The sequence below is a fragment of the Marinifaba aquimaris genome (assembly GCF_013328345.1).
GTDB classification, from domain to species: Bacteria; Pseudomonadota; Gammaproteobacteria; order Enterobacterales; family Alteromonadaceae; genus Marinifaba; species Marinifaba aquimaris.
This window is the reverse complement of record NZ_JABULX010000007.1, coordinates 80,120-97,276: the sequence shown is the minus strand read 5'-3', so window position 1 is coordinate 97,276 and position 17,157 is coordinate 80,120. Positions and strand designations below refer to the sequence as shown.

At 41.9% G+C, this 17,157-nt stretch carries 15 protein-coding genes; all 15 read left to right on the top strand.

All coding sequences use genetic code 11. From position 1 onward, the window contains the following. Positions 1-91: 91 nt before the first annotated feature. The 15 genes from HR060_RS06915 to ftsA all read left to right on the top strand — a co-directional run bounded on the left by HR060_RS06915 (position 92) and on the right by ftsA (position 17,091). Positions 92-1,234, top strand: coding sequence for a lactonase family protein (locus HR060_RS06915; protein ID WP_174199560.1), 1,143 nt, complete (start codon positions 92-94; stop codon positions 1,232-1,234). Positions 1,235-1,526: 292 nt separating this feature from the next. Further along, positions 1,527-1,976 (top strand): division/cell wall cluster transcriptional repressor MraZ, encoded by a 450-nt coding sequence (mraZ, locus tag HR060_RS06910; RefSeq protein WP_174199559.1) that lies wholly within the window; start codon positions 1,527-1,529, stop codon positions 1,974-1,976. Positions 1,977-1,987: 11 nt separating this feature from the next. Next, positions 1,988-2,959 (top strand): 16S rRNA (cytosine(1402)-N(4))-methyltransferase RsmH, encoded by a 972-nt coding sequence (rsmH, locus tag HR060_RS06905; RefSeq protein ID WP_174199558.1) that lies wholly within the window; start codon positions 1,988-1,990, stop codon positions 2,957-2,959. A gap of 20 nt (positions 2,960-2,979) precedes the next feature. Further along, positions 2,980-3,339, top strand: a complete 360-nt coding sequence (gene ftsL, locus HR060_RS06900) for a cell division protein FtsL (RefSeq protein WP_174199557.1) — start codon at positions 2,980-2,982, stop codon at positions 3,337-3,339. Next, positions 3,336-5,081 carry a penicillin-binding transpeptidase domain-containing protein gene (locus HR060_RS06895; RefSeq protein WP_174199556.1) on the top strand — a complete coding sequence of 582 codons (1,746 nt, stop codon included), beginning with the start codon at positions 3,336-3,338 and terminating at the stop codon, positions 5,079-5,081. The genes ftsL and HR060_RS06895 overlap by 4 nt, the downstream gene beginning before the upstream one ends. Then, positions 5,074-6,567: a UDP-N-acetylmuramoyl-L-alanyl-D-glutamate--2,6-diaminopimelate ligase gene (locus HR060_RS06890; protein WP_174199555.1), complete on the top strand. Its 1,494-nt coding sequence runs from the start codon at positions 5,074-5,076 to the stop codon at positions 6,565-6,567. The genes HR060_RS06895 and HR060_RS06890 overlap by 8 nt, the downstream gene beginning before the upstream one ends. Next, positions 6,564-7,958, top strand: a complete 1,395-nt coding sequence (locus tag HR060_RS06885; RefSeq protein WP_174199554.1) for a UDP-N-acetylmuramoyl-tripeptide--D-alanyl-D-alanine ligase — start codon at positions 6,564-6,566, stop codon at positions 7,956-7,958. Before HR060_RS06890 ends, HR060_RS06885 begins: the two co-directional genes overlap by 4 nt. After that, positions 7,952-9,034, top strand: a complete 1,083-nt coding sequence (gene mraY / locus HR060_RS06880; protein WP_174199553.1) for a phospho-N-acetylmuramoyl-pentapeptide-transferase — start codon at positions 7,952-7,954, stop codon at positions 9,032-9,034. Before HR060_RS06885 ends, mraY begins: the two co-directional genes overlap by 7 nt. 12 nt (positions 9,035-9,046) lie before the next feature. Next, positions 9,047-10,390 carry a UDP-N-acetylmuramoyl-L-alanine--D-glutamate ligase gene (gene murD / locus HR060_RS06875; protein WP_174199552.1) on the top strand — a complete coding sequence of 448 codons (1,344 nt, stop codon included), beginning with the start codon at positions 9,047-9,049 and terminating at the stop codon, positions 10,388-10,390. Continuing rightward, positions 10,387-11,601 carry a cell division protein FtsW gene (ftsW, locus tag HR060_RS06870; RefSeq protein ID WP_174199551.1) on the top strand — a complete coding sequence of 405 codons (1,215 nt, stop codon included), beginning with the start codon at positions 10,387-10,389 and terminating at the stop codon, positions 11,599-11,601. The genes murD and ftsW overlap by 4 nt, the downstream gene beginning before the upstream one ends. Continuing rightward, positions 11,598-12,677 carry an undecaprenyldiphospho-muramoylpentapeptide beta-N-acetylglucosaminyltransferase gene (gene murG, locus HR060_RS06865; protein WP_174199550.1) on the top strand — a complete coding sequence of 360 codons (1,080 nt, stop codon included), beginning with the start codon at positions 11,598-11,600 and terminating at the stop codon, positions 12,675-12,677. Before ftsW ends, murG begins: the two co-directional genes overlap by 4 nt. 49 nt (positions 12,678-12,726) lie before the next feature. Beyond that, complete coding sequence (gene murC, locus HR060_RS06860; protein WP_246283112.1) at positions 12,727-14,163, top strand: UDP-N-acetylmuramate--L-alanine ligase; 1,437 nt, start codon at positions 12,727-12,729, stop codon at positions 14,161-14,163. Continuing rightward, positions 14,156-15,073 (top strand): D-alanine--D-alanine ligase, encoded by a 918-nt coding sequence (locus HR060_RS06855; RefSeq protein WP_174199549.1) that lies wholly within the window; start codon positions 14,156-14,158, stop codon positions 15,071-15,073. The genes murC and HR060_RS06855 overlap by 8 nt, the downstream gene beginning before the upstream one ends. Before the next feature lie 5 nt (positions 15,074-15,078). After that, a complete protein-coding gene (locus tag HR060_RS06850; RefSeq protein ID WP_174199548.1) occupies positions 15,079-15,840 on the top strand; it encodes a cell division protein FtsQ/DivIB in 762 nt (253 codons plus the stop codon). Between the two features lie 18 nt (positions 15,841-15,858). Next, positions 15,859-17,091, top strand: coding sequence for a cell division protein FtsA (gene ftsA, locus HR060_RS06845; RefSeq protein WP_174199547.1), 1,233 nt, complete (start codon positions 15,859-15,861; stop codon positions 17,089-17,091). The last annotated feature ends 66 nt before the right edge of the window (positions 17,092-17,157 follow it).

Sequence of the window (17,157 nt, the reverse complement as noted above, 5' to 3'; positions counted from 1 at the left end):
AAGTGGTTGAAGTTTCAACAAACTAAGGTTTATCTGCCAACAGAGTTGCGATAGACTCTTTAAAGATGTTTATAAAATGTGAAGTAAATGCATGATTAATGCTAAATTTTTTTGTCGCATCAAGCTAACGCTTGCGTGGTTGTTATCCAGTTCAATTTTCGCTAGTACAGCGGTTTTTGCTTCTAGTGATGAGCAAGGTCCTCCTGTACACTTCCTTACTGGCTCTTACACTGCTGGTAGCAGTGAAGGTATCAACTTATTCACTTACACCCCACACCTTAAAACCTTTGAAAATAAAGGCACGGTTGCTGTTAGCAAAAACCCTTCTTATTTTGCATTAAATTTTTCTCACACTCGTCTTTATGCTGTAGATGAAAGTGCTAATGGTGCAATCAATCAATTTATTTGGCATACACCTACTCAGCAGTTTAAGTATCGCCAGCGCGTCTCTAATGTTGGTGATGGACCTTGCTATATTGCCTTTAATCCAGCGGAAACACAGGTAGCAATCGCTAATTATGGTTCAGGCGATGTAAATGTTTTTGAAATTGCGGATAGACGCGGAAAACTAAAAAAAATAGCTAACTTTCAAGGCAAGGCTAGAGGTAAAAAAGAAGAAACCTCTCATATGCATTTTTACAATTGGGAGTCGACAGGTCAGTTTGCATATTCAATCGATTTAGGTACTGACAGTGTTTATCTTCACAAAGACGATGGTTTTCGCTTTGAAACCGAAAAAACGCTCAGTATGTTATCAGGTGATGGCCCGAGACATTTAGCCTTCCACCCTCACAAGAATCGCGTTTATATTTTAAATGAATTGAGTAACACGCTTGTTGGTGCTGATATCAATATGGAAACAGGCCAATTAAAAGCATTCCAGCGCATTAATGCCTTGCCAAAAAATACGGAAGGTAAAAATTATGCGGCAGCGATTAAGTTCTCTAAAGACGGACGCTACTTGTACATTACTATGCGCGGCGTAAATTTAGTGAGTGTTTTCAAAGTCGATAATGAAGGTTATGCGACAGTGATCCAGCACATTTCAAGCTTTGGTGATTGGCCGCGCGATTTTGCTTTATCTGAAGATGAGAAATACCTTGTTGTTGCTAATCAAAAAAGTAACAACCTCGTGTTGTTTAAGCGCAATAGCGACACTGGTATCCTCAGTAAAACAGATATTGTTGCCCAACTCGATTCTCCTACTTTTGTGACGCCGTTCACAAAACCTTAATTACTTTTCTGCTACCCCAAGGCACCTATTAGAAATAGGTGTCTTTTGTTGCAATTTTGTAACGAAAAAAATCTCATTTTCAGACTTTTCCACTTTTCCCCACTATTTTCAACACCTTGCTCGAAACGCCCGTGGTTTATGGGCTTTTTTGCTTTCTGATGAGTCGATTTACGGCTTGACAAAACTAGTCTAGCGGTCGAAACTGTGCAATTGTGGAATAAAGTGGATCAAAGTGGATCACTTTTAATAAAAATTTATTTTTAAACCAATTTTGATTACTGGGTAAACGATAGTGTTACGAGGTACAAACAACATCACAATGGACGATAAGGGGCGCATTGCTATCCCTGCTCGTTACCGTGAGCTGTTGCATGAAGAATGCAATGGCGCTGTGGTGTGTACGATTGACCCTCGTCAGCCTGATTGTTTGATGCTTTATCCATTATCTGAATGGGAAGTTATTGAATCAGAGTTAAAAAAACAAAGTAACACCAAGCAAGTTTTAGCTTTTAAACGTGTGTTACTTGGCTTTGCGGTTGAAGGCGAGATCGATAAAAAAAACGGTCGCTTTGTTTTACCGCCGGTACTTCGCGAAAAAGTTGGTTTAGAAAAGCAGTTAATGTTGGTCGGTCAGTTAAACAAATTTGAGATTTGGGACCAAAGTGTTTGGCAATCACAAATGGATGCAGATATAGAGGCTATTCAAGCCGATGCTTCTGAATTGATGGATTTTAACTTCTAAATAGGTATTTCATGGTTGATAAAATCCAAGCCCAAGTTGAACAGAGCAAATCTCATATTAGCGTTCTTTTACACGAGTCGATTGATGCCTTGGCGATTAATCCTGATGGTGTTTACGTTGATGGAACCTTTGGTCGCGGTGGCCATAGTGGAGAAATCCTTAAGCAATTATCAGCAAATGGTAAGTTGATTGCTTTTGATCAAGACCCAACAGCAATTGCTCATGCATCATCGTTGACACAGTTTGCAGACGATCCTCGCTTTGAGATCATTCACAGTAATTTTGCCAATTTGGCTGCATGTATAGAAGCGCGCGGGTTAATTGGCAAGATTGACGGTGTGTTACTCGACTTAGGTGTTTCTTCGCCTCAGCTTGATGATGCTGAAAGAGGGTTCAGCTTTTTACGTGATGGTCCATTAGATATGCGGATGAACCCTGAACAAGGTCAATCTGCAGCTGAATGGTTAGCCAAAACGGATGAAGATGAAATCAACCGTGTATTAAAAGAATACGGCGAAGAGAAATGGGCAAGAGCCATTGCTCGAGCGATCGTCAAAGACCGTGTGGAAAAACCCTTTCTTCGAACTAATGATTTAGCTAGTTTGATAGAGCGGATTATTAAGAAAAAAGAGCCGGGAAAACACCCTGCTACGAGAAGTTTTCAGGCTATTCGCATTGCGGTTAATGATGAATTAGGTGTGATTACTCAGGCACTTGAAGCTGCCTTAGCAGTGTTGGCGCCAAAAGGCAGATTATCGGTTATTAGCTTTCACTCGTTAGAAGACCGTATTGTTAAACGATTCATTAACAAAGAGAGTAAAGCTAAGCCTGTTCCAAGAGGCTTGCCTGTAACCGATGATGAATTGAGTAAAGATATAAAGCTCAAAGCCATTGGTAAGGCACAAAAGCCTTCAAAAGAAGAAATCGAGCTTAATCCAAGGTCGAGAAGCTCAGTGCTAAGAGTCGCTGAACGATTAGCATAAAGTCAAAAACAAGTGACTTTATGAGTAAAGAAAGCAAGCAAGATAAAACGGTTAAGCCGAAAAAAGATAAAAGCAAACAGCCTAATTTAGCTTGGGTTATTATGTCTGATTGGTGGGCACATAAGGTCATCATAGTATTGATCTTAGCAGTATTAACCAGTGCTTATTCGGTGATTTATTTTGCTTGGAAAAACCGAGATTTAAATACGCAGCTACAACAGCTGCAAGATGAACAAGACACACTAGATGTCGACTGGCGACATATGTTGTTAGAACACAACGCACTGTCTGAACACAGCAGAGTTGAAAAAGTTGCACGTAAACAAATGCAAATGAAACGTCCTGAAAGGAAGGACGAAGTGGTTATCACAGCAGAATGAATAAACGTAACGCAAAACAGAAAAAGCAAATAAGCAATTGGCGGTTTTATACTGTTTTTGCTGCTGTTGCCTTGGTCTTTACCGGCCTTGCGTTTCGTGCTGCCTATATCCAAGTGATAGATCCTGAAATGTTGCGTGAACAAGGTGATAGACGTACTCACCGCTTTTTGGCCAATCAAGTTCATCGCGGCATGATTAAAGATCGCAACGGCTTAGAGCTTGCCATCAGTGCGCCTGTTAATACGGTTTGGGCCGACCCAAAAGTCATTGGTCAACATCAAGGACTAGAAAAAACTCGCCAATGGCGCGCATTATCTGAAGTGCTTAATAAGCCACATGACAAATTGCTCGCGAAGGTAGAAACGGCTATCGAAAAACAGAGACGCTTTATTTACCTTGGTCGTCATATTCCGCCATCAATGGCTGAGTATGTCGAGCAACTTGATATTCCTGGTGTTTACACTCGTGCAGAATCAAAGCGTTATTACCCTTACGGTGAAGTAAGTGCCCACTTAGTGGGATTTACCAATGTTGATGATGACGGTATCGAAGGCATTGAAAAGCAGTTTAATGAGGCCTTAACGGGTGAAGCAGGCAAACGACATGTATTAAAAGATGCAAGGGGCCGTGTCATCAAAGTTCTTGATGAGGAAGAGTCTAAACCTGCAAAAGATGTTTACTTGTCTATCGATCAAGGTATTCAAGCACTTGCTTATCAAGAATTGAAAAAAGCAGTCAAATACCACGGTGCAGATTCAGGCTCACTGGTGATGATAGATGTCACCAGTGGTGAAATTTTAGCTTTGGTTAATAGCCCTTCTTTTAATCCAAATAATCGCTCGACATTGACATCGAGAAACTCCCGAAATCGCGCTGTTACTGATAACTTTGAACCTGGCTCGTCGATCAAGCCCCTTGTGGTTCTTTCAGCTCTTGAATTTGGTTCGATAGCAGCCACAGATATGGTTGATACTGCACCAGGTTGGATGCAAATTGGTGGTAGACGTGTTCGCGACTCTAAAAATTATGGCGAAATGGATCTTGTGTCGATTCTGCAAAAATCGAGTAATGTCGGGGTGACTAAATTAGCGTTATCCATGCCAGTTGAACATTACCTAGATGCCTATTACAACGCGGGATTTGGTTCTGATACTGGCAGTATGATTTTAGGTGAAAGTGCTGGCGTATTTTATGATCGGAGGCGCTGGTCAGACTTCGAGTTAGCCACACTGTCATTTGGTTATGGGTTGTCTGTCACCCCATTACAAATCGCACACTTTTACGCAACTATTGCAGCTGGGGGCATTCAACGCCCTCTTTCCATTTTAAAGCTCGACAAGCCGAATGAAGGTGAAAGGCGCTTTTCCGCAACAGCCAGCAATCAAGTTTTGAAAATGATGGAAAAAGTGACTCAAGAAGGCGGCACTGGTATCAAAGCTGCCGTTAAAGGGTTTAGAATTGCTGGTAAAACAGGCACATCGAGAAAAGCTGTTGCAGGTGGTTATGGTCATGATTATTACGCAACCTTTGCTGGTGTTGCGCCTATGTCTAGCCCTAAAATTGCAACCGTTGTTGTCATTAATGATCCTAAAGGCGATGAATATCACGGTGGCGACGTCGCTGCCCCCGTCTTCAGTAAAGTAGTATCTGGCGCACTTCGAATCCTTAATCAAAATCCAGATCAGTTACCAGAAAAAACCTTAGAAATTGCTCAGCATCAGGAGGGAACACCTAGTGTCTAACCTTCTACATCTTGAGTCCGTTTTAAACTGTTCATTACCTGAAATCTCAGTTAACGACTTACAGCTAGATTCTCGATCGATAAAACAAGGTGATGTGTTTGTTGCGATTATTGGGCAGCACAATGATGGCCGTGATTATATTGAACAAGCGGTTGCCCAAGGCGCAGGGCTTATTCTCAGAGAAACTGAGCATATAGCTAAGCACGGCCAAAGCTATCAACAATACAACGCATGGGTTGTGAATGTTTATCAACTAGCAGATAAACAAAACCAGCTAGCAAAAGCCTATTATCAAGGTGATATCGCAGATCTAAAACTTATTGGCATTACTGGCACAAATGGCAAAACCACTACTGCAGATTTAATTTATCAATGCCTTGAACAAAATGAGCCAGGTAAAAACGCTTACATAGGTACGTTGGGCATGTATTCAAGTGAATTGGATATTGCTAACCCCAATACGACACCTGTCGCAATTAATTTATATCGCCATTTAGCACGCTTTGCAAAAAGCGGTGTTAGTAACGTTGTTATTGAAGTATCTAGCCACGCATTAGCTGAACAGCGTATCTTGGGGCTGACTTTTCTTATAACCGCATTTACAAATTTATCGCACGACCATCTCGATTTTCATCGTGATATGGATGATTACTTTCAAGCAAAAGCCAAGTTGTTTAGTGATTACTCTGCACAGCATGCCATCGTCAATACAGATAACAAGTGGGGTGAGATGTTGGCTTTACAAATTACGACTGAGCACAAGCAGAAACCGACGCTAACACGAGTTTCTCGTTCAGCCGCAAGTGATTTGTACTGCCAACACTTTTCTCCGAATTCACTTGGTTTTGATTTAACTGTCTCAGCAGCTGCGCAGCAACAGAATTTGTCTTTACCACTTTTAGCAGACTTTAATGTTGATAACGCGTTATTGGCACTGGGGTGTTTACTAAAGTTACCGAACTGGGATTTGAATCAAGCCTGTAAAGCATTAGCTGGGGTGAAAGGTGCAAATGGTAGAATGGAGCTGTTTCACTCTAAATCACATTGTAATGTGATTGTTGATTTTGCCCACACACCAGATGGTTTAGAAAAAGCGTTGAAGGGCTGTCGTTCTCATTTAACGACAGGCACGAAATTACATTTAGTTTTCGGCTGTGGCGGTGATCGCGATAAAGCTAAACGCCCGCTGATGGCAAAAATAGCAGCACAATACGCAGATCATATCTGGGTAACATCAGACAATCCAAGAACTGAGCAACCGGATGCCATTATTGCTGACATTACAAATGGCTTTTCTGACCAAGTTAAATATAACACTGAAGTTAATCGTCAAATCGCTATTGAACAGGCGCTAAAATGTGCCCATACCAATGATTTGGTATTGGTAGCTGGCAAAGGACACGAGGCATATCAAGAAATTAATGGGGTGCGTCACCCTTATGATGAACGACACTTTATTAACCAGTTGATAGGAGCCGCAGCATGATTCCATTAACGCTAGCTAAAGTATTAGAAATTACTTCAGGTAAATTAGTCTGTGCGAATGACAAAAGTGTTTTAGCAAAGGTGATTAACAAGGTTTCTACTGATACTCGTACCGTTAATCAAGGTGATTTATTTGTTGCCTTGGTTGGGGAGCGATTCGATGCACATGACTTTATAGAAAACGCATCTGCTGCAAGTGCATTAATCGTCGAACGAGAAGTGAATACTACAGTCCCGCAAATTGTTGTAAAGAATACATTAAAAGCACTTGGTCTACTTGGTCGTGAAGTAAAGCGTTTAGCCGATGTTAAAACGGTTGCAATAACCGGGAGTTGCGGCAAAACCACGGTAAAAGAATTACTTGCTGCAATATGTGTCCAAGCGGGAAAAACCCATGCGACAGGTGGAAATTTTAATAATGAAATTGGCGTTCCACTAACATTACTCGGTCTTGAACAAAGTGATGAATATGCCGTTATTGAGCTAGGTGCCAACCACATCGGTGAAATTGCTTATACCGTAGGGTTAACAGAACCTGACGTCGCTATGGTTAACAATGTTGCAGGTGCACACTTGGAAGGCTTTGGCTCTTTGCAAGGCGTTGCACAGGCAAAAGGTGAAATATATGGCGGGTTGACTGAATCTGGCACTGCCGTAGTTAACCTTGATTGTGAATTTATACACAGCTGGCAAAGCCGTTTAGACAAGCTTCAAATGATGGCATTTTCTATGGACTCAAGTGTTGCTGATGTAACGGCTGAAAATATTGAACTAAATGTAGATGCAAATGGTGCCAGTCAATTCGAGCTTAATATCAAAGGCGAAGTACTCCCTGTTAAATTGAATTTATCTGGTCAGCACAATATTGCCAATGCACTAGCTGCAACAACATGTGCACTCGCGCTAGGTTTAACAAACGAACAAATTGTAAAAGGATTGGAAGCGGTAGACAGTGTTAAAGGTCGCCTTGATCGCATTCAAGTTAAAGCTAATTTATTAGCCATAGATGATAGTTACAATGCTAACGAAGCGTCAATGAAAGCCGCGTTAGATGTATTAGCCCAAGAAAAGGGGCACAAAATTTTTGTTATGGGTGATATGGGAGAGTTAGCAGAGTATGCATTTGATGCACACGCTGCAGTTGGCCAATACGCTCGTAAATTAGGCATAGATGAAATCTATACCTTAGGTAGTTTGAGTTTACATGCTCAATCAGAGCATGAAGACGATAAACATTTTTCTGAATTTGAAGAGCTGATGCACAGCCTAAATGCGCGCTTAGAAACGTTAACTGAACAACCTGTATGTCTGTTAGTTAAGGGCTCACGTAGTGCCAAAATGGAAAGAGTTGTAACGGCATTACAAGCACAACAAGGAGTTAGCTCATGTTAGTTTGGTTGGCAGAATGGCTAACACAATTTGAGCCGTCTTTTAACGTATTCTCATATCTGACAATGCGTTCTATCTTGAGTATCTTAACGGCATTACTCATATCTCTGTATTTTGGACCAAAACTCATTCGTTATTTACAAAGAATGCAAATTGGTCAAACGGTCCGAGATGATGGCCCTGAATCACACTTTTCAAAGTCAGGGACGCCAACAATGGGCGGGCTCCTGATTTTAGCGGCCATCGTTGCTTCTTCTGTGTTATGGGCAGATTTAAGTAATAAATATGTATTGGTCACGTTATTTGTGGTCATTAGTTATGGTGTCATTGGCTTTGTTGATGATTATCGAAAAGTCATTAGAAAAGACAGCAAAGGCTTAATTGCACGTTGGAAGTATTTTTGGCAATCAGCTATCGCGATAACCGTTGCCGCATATTTGTTTTTTACCGCACAGCAACCAGAAGAGACTGCGTTAGTTGTTCCATTTTTTAAAGATGTCTTACCTCAGTTAGGTGCGCTTTATTTGTTAGTGGCTTACTTCACCATTGTCGGTACGAGTAATGCCGTCAATTTAACTGATGGTTTAGATGGTCTAGCGATTGTGCCAACTGTGATGGTTGCTGGAGCGTTAGCCATTTTTGCCTACATGACAGGTAATGCTAATTTCTCTGAGTACCTCAATATTCCTTATATTCCTCAAACTAGTGAGTTAGTCATTGTTTGCACAGCAATTATAGGTGCCGGTTTAGGCTTCTTGTGGTTTAACACGTACCCAGCTCAAGTTTTTATGGGAGATGTAGGCTCATTAGCACTAGGTGCTACTTTGGGTGTTATTGCAGTCCTTGTTCGCCAAGAGCTCGTGTTATTCATTATGGGTGGTGTATTTGTGATGGAAACCATTTCCGTCATCTTGCAAGTCGGCAGTTATAAGCTGAGAGGTCAGCGCATCTTTAGAATGGCACCTATTCATCACCATTATGAGTTGAAAGGTTGGCCAGAACCGCGGGTGATTGTTCGTTTTTGGATCATCAGTTTGATGTTAGTACTGGTTGGCTTAGCCACTTTGAAGATTCGTTAGGTCATTATTCTCATGAACTGGTTTCACGATAATCAACATAAACAGTTTGGCATTCTTGGCTTAGGGCTAAGTGGTCAGTCCTGTTTGCGTTTTTTATTAGCTCAAAATATTGAGCCTGATGTTTTTGATACCAGAGAAAACTTAGCCAATCTTGATGAGATATATCAGCAATTAAATCAAGAACGCGTGCATCTGGGTGAACTTGACTTTAATACGCTATCTAAGCTCGACTACTTAGTGATGAGCCCTGGCTTAGACCCAAGAGGTCCTATTTTTGATAAGTTGTTAGCAAATGGTGTTCAACTTATTAATGAAATAGAGTTATTTGCCCATGCTTGTGATAAGCAGATCATTGCTATTACGGGTTCAAATGGCAAATCTACGGTGACCAGTTTACTTGGCCACGTGTTTGAACAAGCTCATCAAAGTGCTGCTATTGGCGGCAATATTGGTATCCCGGCTCTAACCTTGTTACTCGATAAACCAGATGCAGATTTCTACGTTTTGGAGCTATCAAGCTTTCAATTGGAGTTCTGCCCAAGCTTTAGAGCCAACGTATCTTTGTTATTAAATATCAGCGAAGACCATTTAGATAGATATACAGATATTGCCGAATACGCGCTGGTGAAACGTCGAATCTTTAATGGCGCTGACTTAATTGTTTATAACCGTGATGATGACTCAACTTTCCCTGTCAAAGATGAGTTGGCAAAAGACTATAAACAAGCAACTCATTTTGGTCTATCGTCAGCAGAAGGTGCAGATTGGTATATTGTTTCACAACAAGCGATTAGCAAATCTGGCGTTAACTACTCGCTCTCCCAAACATCATTGGTTGGTAAACATAATCAAGCTAACATGCTCGCGGTACTAGCGGTGGCAGACTTCTATCAGTTGGAACAACAAAGCGTTGAGCATGCATTGACGAATTATCAAGGTTTAGCGCATCGCTGCCAATTAGTCAGCAGAAAGCTCGATTGTTTATGGATAGACGATTCAAAAGCGACAAATGTAGGAGCTACACTCGCGGCACTTCAAGGCTTAGCAGAAAACAAAAACATAATTTTGTTAGCAGGAGGCGTAGGTAAAGGGGCTGACTTCACGCCACTACAACCTGCATTTGAAAAATCAGTAAAACAATTGATTACCTTTGGCCGCGATGGCGGTCAAATAGCAAACTTAATTGATGGCGCTATAGAAGTTGATGGCCTAGAAACAGCCGTGAAAATTGCAAAAGGTCATATTGTACCTGGTGATATTGTTTTGCTTTCACCTGCATGTGCATCTTTAGATATGTTCAAGAACTTTGAACAAAGAGGGTTAGCCTTCCAGCATGCAGTGGAGGCCTTGTCATGAGTACTGAGCAAGTGATGCAGACCACTGTTAAAGATAAACTACAGGATGCTTGGCACGAATTCTTCTATGCCAACGAGGGTCATAAACTTTATGATCGTACGTTAGTTATTCTTTGCGGATGTTTACTGGTTATTGGCTTATTGATGGTGGTTTCAGCTTCAATGCCAGTGGCGAGTAAGCTGTATGACAACCCCCTTCATTTTGCTATTCGACATATTTTTTACATTGTTTTAAGCGGCATTGTGATTACTGTTGCAGTGCAAGTCCCAATGCAGTGGTGGAAAGATAAAAATCCTTATTTGCTACTGCTCGCTTTCGCACTACTTGTGTTGGTGTTATTGATAGGCAAGACAGTAAACGGTAGTACCCGTTGGCTAGCACTTGGGCCGATTAATATTCAAGCTGCAGAGCCTGCTAAGTTATTTTTCTTTTGTTACTTAGCTGGTTATTTGGTGAGAAAAGAGCAAGAGGTGAAAGAAAACATCAAAGGCTTTATCAAACCTCTCGCTGTGTTCTTCTTTTTAGCACTATTGCTATTACTGCAACCTGATTTAGGTACCGTTATTGTCATGTTTATGACAACTGTGGGCTTATTGTTTTTAGCGGGATCTAAGCTTGTTCAGTTCTTTGGTTTATTCATGGCCGGGTGTTCTGCCGTTGTCGCTTTGATACTACTTGAACCTTATCGCTTGCGTCGAGTGACTTCTTTCTTAGACCCTTGGAGTGACCCGTTTGGGAGTGGCTATCAGCTCACACAAAGCTTAATGGCTTATGGACGAGGTGATTGGTTTGGCATGGGGCTGGGTAATTCCATTCAAAAAATGCATTTTTTACCAGAAGCACATACTGACTTTGTATTTGCTGTGTTGGCTGAAGAAACGGGTTTTATCGGTGTACTAACCGTTATTGTCATTATGTTTTTACTGGTGGGAAAAATCCTTGCGCTGGGTAACCGAGCAATGAAATCAGAGCGACTATTTGAAGGCTATTTTGCTTTTGCTATTGGTATTTGGATGAGTTTTCAAACTTTTGTAAACATTGGTGCCAGTGCTGGTATGTTACCGACAAAAGGATTAACGCTTCCTTTAGTTAGCTATGGTGGCAGTAGCTTACTTGTAATGAGCTTAGCGCTTGCAGCAATACTTCGTATTGATTACGAACTGAGAATTGAAAAAGTACAAGCTACCAGAAAAAGAAAGGGGTCAAAATGAGTCAATCTAAACGCGCCCTAATCATGGCTGGTGGTACTGGAGGACATATCTTTCCAGGTTTGGCTCTAGCTGATGAATTATCGTCACAAGGCTGGGAAATTTTGTGGTTAGGTACAGCCGAGCGTATGGAAGCTCAATTGGTTCCTAATCACGGCTATCCAATAAAATTTATAGATATTAAAGGTGTTCGTAATAAAGGTTTGCTCCGAAAGTTACTGACACCATTTATGGTCATACATGCTGTTTGGCAAGGCATACAGCTAATACGCCAGTTTGATCCCAATGTCGTGGTGGGCTTTGGTGGTTATGCCGCTTTACCGGGTGGTATTGCGGCAAAACTTTTAGCAAAGAAACTGGTGATTCATGAACAAAATGCGGCTGCTGGATTAACAAATAAGGTCCTATCAAAAATTGCTAATAAAGTGCTGGTGGCTTTTAAGGGTACTAAAGGTTTAAAAGCCAATGCAATTGTAGGTAATCCTGTCCGCTCAAGTATTCAAAGCACTAAACCAAAATCAATGGGGCCGACTCTCAATGTGCTGGTGGTCGGGGGCAGTCTAGGTGCAAGAGTCCTGAATGAAAAGGTACCAGAAGCTGTCAGTATCTTTGCCGGACAAGGCAATAGAATCAGAGTGTTACATCAGGCTGGTAAAGATGAAGCCGGCAAGGTTGAACAAAACTATCACGCAGCTACAAAGCAGGGCGCAGATATTTCTGTAACTGATTTTATTGCGGATATGGCGTCGGCCTATCAAGAGGCTGATGTTGTTATTTGTCGTTCGGGCGCATTGACAGTGTCTGAATTAGCCCTTGCAGGCGTACCGAGTATTTTAGTGCCATTACCCCATGCCGTTGATGATCATCAAACGCGAAATGCAGAAGTTTTAGTTCATGCTGGTGCCGGTATTTTATTACCGCAAAATGAACTAGAGCAGGGCGAGTTGGTAAAGCAGTTAACTTTATTAGCTGAGTTACCAGAACAGTTAAATGAAATGGCAAAAGCTTGTGCCGATGTCGCCGTTAAAGACGCGACATCACAAGTTGCCAATATTGTTGTTAATACAGCAAGTTGTTAGAAGAATAGAGGATAAAGTGAGTCGAATAGCTGATTTTGAAATACCTGAAATGCGTCGTGTAAAACGCATTCATATGGTGGGCATAGGGGGTTCCGGCATGTGCGGAATCGCCGAAGTTCTGCTGACTGATGGCTATCAGGTTTCAGGCTCAGATATAGCGCAGAGTGCAAATACTCAGCGATTATCAGGTCAAGGGGCACATATTTTTATTGGCCATGATGATACTAATGTTGAACAAGCCGATGTAGTCGTGATTTCTAGTGCAGTATCTAAACAAAACCCTGAAGTTGTTGCAGCTAACGATAAGCGTATTCCCGTTATCCAGCGCGCTGAAATGCTAGCTGAATTAATGCGTTATCGTCACGGCATTGCCGTGGCAGGTACACACGGTAAAACCACCACAACAAGCTTAGTGGCGAGTTTATTTGCTGCAGCTGACTACGATCCCACTTTCATTATTGGTGGCAAGCTAAACAGCGCCAACACCAACGCGAGATTAGGTAAAAGCCGTTACCTTGTAGCTGAAGCAGATGAATCAGATGCTTCATTCCTGCACTTACAACCTATGGTTAGCATTGTCACGAATATTGAAGCTGATCATATGGATACCTATGACGGTGATTTCAGTAAAATGATGGCAACTTACCGTGAGTTTTTACATAACTTGCCATTTTACGGTGTTGCTGTTCTATGTTTTGACGACGAAAATGTACGTGAGTTAGCAACCCAAATTAGCCGTAATTACATCAGCTATGGATTCAGTGATGGTGTGGATTACCAAATCGTTGATTTTGTGCAAACAGGCTCAGCTTGCCAGTTTAAGGTTAAACGTCCAGAAGGTGATGATTTAACTGTCGGGCTGAATTTACCGGGTAAACACAATGCGCTCAATGCGACTGCTGCAATAGCCGTTGCTTGTGATGAAGGCATTGCCGATGATGCTATTTTAGCTGCACTTGGTCAGTTTGAAGGCATTGGCCGACGTTTTGAACGCTTAGGGCAATTTGATCTAGCGACTGAAGATAACGCGCCGGTGGAAATGCTTGATGATTATGGGCACCACCCAACGGAAGTACTGGCAACGATTAAAGCTCTACGTGCTGCTTTTCCTCAGCAGCGTCTAGTGATGGTCTATCAACCTCACCGCTATACACGTACCCGTGATTTGTATGAAGATTTTGTTCGTGTACTAGGTCAAGTTGACCAGTTGATATTACTCGAAGTCTACAGTGCTGGCGAAGATGCAATTGCAGGCGCTGACAGCCGGTCATTATGCCGTTCTATTCGTCAAACAACGGATCAAGAACCAATTTATGTGGCTGAGCTCGCTGAGTTACCAGGACAATTGGCCGTGAGTTTGAAACCAAATGATGTATTGATCACACAAGGCGCGGGCAATATCGGCGGTATGGCAAAGCTATTAGCAGAGTTAAAGCTCGATAAGGCAAAAATGGCCCAATACACCAAGGAGCAGACAAATGACTGACTTTGGTAAAGTAGCGGTGCTATACGGTGGTACTTCAGCCGAGCGTGATGTTTCAATAAAATCTGGAACAGCTGTCCATAATGCCCTAATTGAGAAAGGGGTTGATGCGCATCTGTTCGATACGAAAACACAATCGCCTCTTGCGTTGAAAGAGCAAGGCTATAAAAGAGTTTTCAACTGTTTACACGGTCGCGGAGGAGAAGACGGTGTTATTCAGGGAGTACTGGATTATTTAGCGATTCCATATGCCGGCTCTAGAGTACTCGGTTCAGCGTTAGCTATGGATAAAATTCGCACTAAATTAGTGTGGCAAAGTTTAAATTTACCCACTGCTAAATTTATCCAATTAAGCAAATCGGATTTAGCAAACTTTGATTTTGAGCATGCTATTGAAACGCTATCTGGTGTTGTTTTTGTAAAGCCAGCACATGAAGGTTCAAGCATTGGTATGAATAAAGCGACTAATGCTGCGGAATTAGAAGCTGCTGTGACGCATGCCTTGAAATACGACACGAATATTTTAATTGAGCAATTTATTAATGGCCCTGAATTTACCGTTGCAATGTTAAACGGTGACGCTTTACCTAGCATTCGCATGGAAACGCCAAACGAATTTTACGATTACGAAGCCAAATACTTAACCAATTCGACAGAGTATTTTTGTCCCAGTGGATTAAACCCAGAAGATGAAAGTTATGTAGCAGATATTGCTGCTAAGGCATTTAAAGCCGCTGGCGCAGAAGGTTGGGGCCGAGTTGATTTAATGCGTGATGCCGATGGTCAGTTTTATTTATTAGAGGCCAATACCGTACCGGGTATGACTGAAAAAAGCTTAGTACCGATGGCTGCTAAAGCTAAAGGCTATGATTTTTCTGATTTGGTCATCACCATTTTGGAATCGGCTAAATAACGAATATGAGTGAGCATGTTTGGGCTGATTGGCAGCAAAAAGCCCAGCAGGTAGGCTGGCCGTTTTGGGCTGGTTTAGTGTTCTTTTTTTGGACTGTCATCGGTCTTGTTTGTTTATTTGAATACAGTGTCAAATGGTTACACGATGAGAATGCATTGCCAATAGAGAAGCTCGAGGTCAAAGGCCATGAAGAGTATGTCATACCCAGCGATGTACTGGAGGCTTTGAGGCCTCAAATGCGACAAAGCTTTTTTACATTGGATGTTAACCAGGTACAACAGCGCGTTGAGTCACTTGCTTGGGTTTACCGAGTTTCGGTGAGAAAAGAGTGGCCTAATCGCTTAAAAATTTATGTAACGGAACAAGCACCTGCGGTGCATTGGAATGGGGATTTTTTACTCAACACCCAAGGCGATGTGTTTCAGGCAGATTTGTCCAGGTTACAACAAGCTTTAGCTAAGCTATATGGCCCTGAAGGGGATGAAAAAGAAGCACTGAAAATTTATTCAGACTTAACTGAATTAATTAGCTTATACGGTTTAGCCATTAATGAAATGGCGCTATCTGAACGTCATGCATTATCACTGACATTGGATAATGGCATAAACGTGAACTTGGGTCGCGAGGATTGGTTAAACCGCAGTAAGCGATTTTTGGATTTGTTGCCTAAATTAGCTGCTAAACACGACATTGAATATGTTGATTTAAGGTATGACACCGGCTTTGCCTTGGGTGTTAAAGAAGAACAAGAGACTAAAACTAAGTAATTGAGATAGAGTGAAATAATGCCAAAAACAACGGAAAGAGATTTAATTGTTGGCTTAGATATAGGAACAGCAAAAACTGTTGCGATCGTTGGTGAAATTTTACCTGATGGTGCAATTAGTATTGTTGGTGTAGGTTCTCATCCTTCTCGCGGCATGGATAAAGGTGGCGTGAACGATCTCAATTTAGTCATGCAATCTATTCAACGCGCCGTTGAAGAAGCCGAATTAATGTCAGATTGCCAAATTGCATCGGTTTATCTTGGTATTTCAGGTCGCCACATCCAATGTCAAAACGAAAATGGCATGGTGCCTATTAGCGAACATGAAGTAACGCAGGAGGATGTAGATAACGTTATTCATACTGCGAAATCGGTTCCGCTGCCAGCTGAACGCAGGGTGTTACACGTATTACCACAAGAATATAGTGTTGATATCCAAGAGGGTATTAAAAGCCCAATTGGTATGTCGGGTGTTCGCTTGGAATCGAAAGTGCACTTGGTAACTTGCGCTAATGATATGTCAAAAAACATTGTCAAATGCGCCGAAAAGTGCGGTCTCAAAGTGGATGACTTAGTGTTTTCGGCTATTGCTTCAAGTGATGCAGTATTAACCGAAGATGAGAAAGAGCTTGGTGTAGCCGTTGTTGATATAGGCGCCGGCACTATCGATGTGGTGATTTACGTTGACGGTGCGATTCGTCACAACGCTGTTATCGCCGTTGCGGGTAACCAAGTTACCAAAGATATTGCTCAAATTTTCCGTACGCCGATTAGCCATGCTGAAGAATTAAAAGTGCAATATGCCTGCGCGTTGCGCAATTTAGTGAGCTTAGAAGACAGTATTGAAGTTCCAAGTGTTGGTGGTCGACCTGCTCGTTCTATGTCTAGACATACGCTAGCGGAAGTTGTCGAGCCGAGATACCAAGAGCTATTTGAATTAGTTATGGAAGAGATTCGCGGCAGTGGCTTGGAAGATAAAATTGCTGCAGGTGTCGTATTAACAGGTGGTACCGCCAAAATGGAAGGCGCGGTTGAATTTGCCGAAGATGTTTTTCAAATGCCGGTACGTTTAGGAAGCCCTGCACAAATTAAAGGCTTAACGGAATATGTTGATGACCCCGCTTATGCAACAGCCGTCGGGCTTTTGCAATACGGGAAAGTTGAATTATCCAGTGGCGTTTCAAATGAAACCAGCGCTGAGAGTGCTGGTTGGTGGCAACGCCTAACTAGCTGGTTTAAAGGTGAATTTTAGTGCTTTGCACTGAGTAAAAAAATGAATCTTAGTTTTAAGATTAATGTTAAAGTAACAAACAGGTAA

What these genes read in the sequence shown, in the direction of transcription:
- HR060_RS06850 (WP_174199548.1), top strand. Translation starts at nt 15,079, where the DNA reads ATGAGTGAGCATGTTTGGGCTGATTGGCAGCAAAAAGCCCAGCAGGTA.
- ftsL (WP_174199557.1), top strand. Translation starts at nt 2,980, where the DNA reads ATGAGTAAAGAAAGCAAGCAAGATAAAACGGTTAAGCCGAAAAAAGAT.
- murD (WP_174199552.1), top strand. Translation starts at nt 9,047, where the DNA reads ATGAACTGGTTTCACGATAATCAACATAAACAGTTTGGCATTCTTGGC.
- murC (WP_246283112.1), top strand. Translation starts at nt 12,727, where the DNA reads ATGCGTCGTGTAAAACGCATTCATATGGTGGGCATAGGGGGTTCCGGC.
- HR060_RS06895 (WP_174199556.1), top strand. Translation starts at nt 3,336, where the DNA reads ATGAATAAACGTAACGCAAAACAGAAAAAGCAAATAAGCAATTGGCGG.
- ftsW (WP_174199551.1), top strand. Translation starts at nt 10,387, where the DNA reads ATGAGTACTGAGCAAGTGATGCAGACCACTGTTAAAGATAAACTACAG.
- mraY (WP_174199553.1), top strand. Translation starts at nt 7,952, where the DNA reads ATGTTAGTTTGGTTGGCAGAATGGCTAACACAATTTGAGCCGTCTTTT.
- ftsA (WP_174199547.1), top strand. Translation starts at nt 15,859, where the DNA reads ATGCCAAAAACAACGGAAAGAGATTTAATTGTTGGCTTAGATATAGGA.
- murG (WP_174199550.1), top strand. Translation starts at nt 11,598, where the DNA reads ATGAGTCAATCTAAACGCGCCCTAATCATGGCTGGTGGTACTGGAGGA.
- HR060_RS06915 (WP_174199560.1), top strand. Translation starts at nt 92, where the DNA reads ATGATTAATGCTAAATTTTTTTGTCGCATCAAGCTAACGCTTGCGTGG.
- HR060_RS06855 (WP_174199549.1), top strand. Translation starts at nt 14,156, where the DNA reads ATGACTGACTTTGGTAAAGTAGCGGTGCTATACGGTGGTACTTCAGCC.
- rsmH (WP_174199558.1), top strand. Translation starts at nt 1,988, where the DNA reads ATGGTTGATAAAATCCAAGCCCAAGTTGAACAGAGCAAATCTCATATT.
- HR060_RS06885 (WP_174199554.1), top strand. Translation starts at nt 6,564, where the DNA reads ATGATTCCATTAACGCTAGCTAAAGTATTAGAAATTACTTCAGGTAAA.